This is a genomic window from Tenacibaculum finnmarkense (assembly GCF_900239185.1).
Taxonomy (GTDB): Bacteria; Bacteroidota; Bacteroidia; order Flavobacteriales; family Flavobacteriaceae; genus Polaribacter; species Polaribacter finnmarkensis.
In genome coordinates this window covers 1-2210 of the sequence record NZ_OENA01000026.1, presented here as the reverse complement: position 1 = coordinate 2210, position 2210 = coordinate 1, and the positions used below count along the sequence as shown (strand labels likewise).

Here is a 2210-nt window from a genome sequence, read left to right as displayed (position 1 = left end):
TTTTTTGTCGTAAACACGTAGCGTTTTTATAACAATACCTCCAGCAGCTACATTTAAACTTTCCAGCGTTGGATTATGAATTTTAAAATATAAATCTACATTTAAACGGTTAAAATTCAACTTAAATCTCTTTACATCAATAATTGATATTTCCAAACTTTCTGTAAGTTTATCAATGTTTTTTTTTAGGACATATAAATATGTAGCAAGTCCTGAAACGGCAATTAAACCGCCAAATTTTATAATTTTATTCATCTATTATAAAAATTTTAAATCAAATCGGACAGCAATTATAACCAGTATAACTAAAAAACCGATTACTAAAAAACCACGCCGATGCGTAACAACTTTTGTGCTTTTTTCTATTTGTGTTTGATTTTTTTCTTTTGATAAAACCATTTCTTTAACCTTTACTTTTTGATTTTCGGAACTAGATACTGTTGCCGTAAATTGAAAACCTTTTTTAACCGTATCAAAAGAAGCAGTAAAACTATTTGTACCGCTAATTTTAGCGGTTTTAAAGTGTTTAAATTTTAAATTAATAACACTATCAATTTGCTTGTTATTTGTTTTTATGCCGACAAAAAAAATATCGTTTATCGGCAATGTTTTTATCTTAATTAAAGAGCTATCAGTTTTTTTAGATACTACTTTTGTATTCTGTTTTTTTTCGTTTGTTGTAACTACTTTTGACGATCTACAAGCACCAAGCAAAAGCATTGTAATCAAGAAATAAATTATATACTTCATTTTTTTTAGGTCTTTTTTTGACAAAAATTAGCACTATCTTTTTTTAACAACGATATATAATCTCGTTGTTCTTTTATGATTTGTTTTAGTTCTTTTGAATTTAAAGTTAATTCAGCATTAAGTTCTTGAAGGAACTTAATACGATCTTCAAAATCACATTTTATAGCATCAATCATTTCTGAATTGATTTTAAAAGCTTTTGAATGAAATTCTACTTTTTTCAGCTTGCTATTAAATACCCATCCTAGCCATCCACCGCTACCAGTACCAATACAAATCATTGATATTGCTTCCCAGTTTTCTATAATATTTTTGATAATCACAATATTATTGTCCCTTAAATTTACACACGGCAACGCCTGTAACATATAAAGAACCTAAAACAATTGCCAGTAAATTACTTGTTGGGGTTTTCTTTTTTGCAGCTGTTACTACCACTTCATCTAATAAGCCATCAGCTACTAAACTAATCGTTCTATCAATTTGCGAAAGCGGTAACTCTACTGTTTTATATCCTACAAAAGATACTTGTATAATATCGCCATTATGCCCTTTTAGTGTGAAATTCCCGTTTTCGTCAGCTTCTACACCTTGTTTAGTTCTTAAATTAACAATTGCACTAAACGGCAGTGTTTCATTTGAATTTCCGTCAATAACTCTAGCGGTTTTCTTTACTGAAATATTTTTAAAATCGGTATGTGGGCGCTGTTTTGCACCCTTTTCGCCGCCACTACAACCGCAGCCGCATTTTCCTTTTGACGCACCGCATTTGGGTTTGTCAAATATTTGGTAACCTGTAATTCGTTCTCCTGCTAAAAAATCTTGTTTCATCTTTTTTGTTTTTTTTGATTAAAATTAAAATGCGATACCCACACTTTCTATTCGTTCTTTTACTTCGTTGTAAACAGCTCCATCTCTTGCGCTTAATTCAGCACGTAGCCAATAGACTAAATTTCGTGGCGCATAATTATCCAAGTGCCGAGAAATACCAGTTGGCGGCGAATTATAACCGTTATAATTCTTTTCACCGAAAGCGTTAAAAACTAATTTAAAATCATCGCCAGTTTTTATCTTTTTAAAAACTTTCCTGATTAACTCTTCATCTGTGCCATAAAATGGTCCGTTATTACACGCATTTAATAACTGTTGGGCGTATATTTTGGCATTATCAAGCGAAATAGTTGTTTCTTTTGGGTTAATTTTTACTTGCGAAACAACGTTTTCAATTTTATCATCTAAAGCATTTGAAATTCCATTTTTAGCTCCTGAAAAGAAAGAACTAGATACTTTATAAATCGTGTACAATAACAAAATAGAACCACCAACGTACAGCAGTTGTTTTTTGTTTTCAGACACAAAATCGTTTGTAGATTTTAAATTTTTGCTAATTTTTTTTGTGGTGGTCTTTTTCATGTTATTTATTTTATAAATATGATTTCAACAAAGAAAATAATATCGGA

5 protein-coding genes are annotated in these 2210 nt (G+C 30.3%); all 5 read right to left on the bottom strand.

What is annotated here, in order from left to right; translation table 11 throughout:
• Positions 1-255, bottom strand: a 255-nt coding sequence (locus tag AQ1689_RS03475; RefSeq protein WP_145993722.1) for a hypothetical protein, incomplete at its 3' end; no start/stop codon positions are given.
• Between the two features lie 3 nt (positions 256-258).
• Positions 259-750: a hypothetical protein gene (locus tag AQ1689_RS03470; protein WP_145993721.1), complete on the bottom strand. Its 492-nt coding sequence runs from the start codon at positions 748-750 to the stop codon at positions 259-261.
• A gap of 5 nt (positions 751-755) precedes the next feature.
• Positions 756-1073, bottom strand: a complete 318-nt coding sequence (locus tag AQ1689_RS03465) for a hypothetical protein (protein WP_101955204.1) — start codon at positions 1071-1073, stop codon at positions 756-758.
• Positions 1074-1077: 4 nt separating this feature from the next.
• The gene (locus AQ1689_RS03460; RefSeq protein WP_101955203.1) at positions 1078-1581 is read right to left on the bottom strand and encodes a carboxypeptidase-like regulatory domain-containing protein; all 504 of its coding nucleotides are present in this window, start codon (positions 1579-1581) and stop codon (positions 1078-1080) included.
• 24 nt (positions 1582-1605) lie between these two features.
• Positions 1606-2163, bottom strand: a complete 558-nt coding sequence (locus tag AQ1689_RS03455; RefSeq protein WP_101955202.1) for a hypothetical protein — start codon at positions 2161-2163, stop codon at positions 1606-1608.
• Between the last annotated feature and the right edge of the window lie 47 nt (positions 2164-2210).

What these genes read in the sequence shown, in the direction of transcription:
- AQ1689_RS03470 (WP_145993721.1), bottom strand. Translation starts at nt 750, where the DNA reads ATGAAGTATATAATTTATTTCTTGATTACAATGCTTTTGCTTGGTGCT.
- AQ1689_RS03460 (WP_101955203.1), bottom strand. Translation starts at nt 1,581, where the DNA reads ATGAAACAAGATTTTTTAGCAGGAGAACGAATTACAGGTTACCAAATA.
- AQ1689_RS03455 (WP_101955202.1), bottom strand. Translation starts at nt 2,163, where the DNA reads ATGAAAAAGACCACCACAAAAAAAATTAGCAAAAATTTAAAATCTACA.